Source organism: Shewanella sp. 1180_01, assembly GCF_052850535.1.
In genome coordinates this window covers 1-435 of the sequence record NZ_VXCT01000192.1, presented here as the reverse complement: position 1 = coordinate 435, position 435 = coordinate 1, and the positions used below count along the sequence as shown (strand labels likewise).

Here is a 435-nt window from a genome sequence, read left to right as displayed (position 1 = left end):
GTTGCTGGACAAGAGTCTTTTAAAGATTCATTGATAGATTCAAGATTGATAGATTCTGGGTGAACCAGATTCACTAGGGGTGGTGAACCACGTTCACTAGCTGGTGAACCATATTCACTAGGGGGTGAATTTGCTTCACTAGGGGGTAGTGAACCACATTCACTAGGGGGCAAATCTGCGCCATTGGGGGATAGTGAATTTGCTTCACCCCCTAATACAGCGGCGTCTCCCTTGCATTTTGGCGCCATCGGCTCAAAACGAATGTGGAAAATATTGGTTGAGTTACCCTTCTCGCCCTTGCGATATTCGCGCCGTAAAAAGCCGTCGTCCTCCAACGTTTTTACGTGGTTCATTACACTGCGGCGGGTTATCTCACACTGCTCTGCAATGTTCTGGTAACTCGGCCAGCATTCGCCTTGGTCATTGGCGTTATCA

The 435-nt window shown here is 48.3% G+C and carries 1 protein-coding gene; it reads right to left on the bottom strand.

Features of this window, described 5'->3' with window-relative positions; all coding sequences use genetic code 11:
- The coding region (locus FW758_RS24815) for a helix-turn-helix domain-containing protein (protein ID WP_446446850.1) at positions 1-435 on the bottom strand (435 nt) is incomplete at both ends.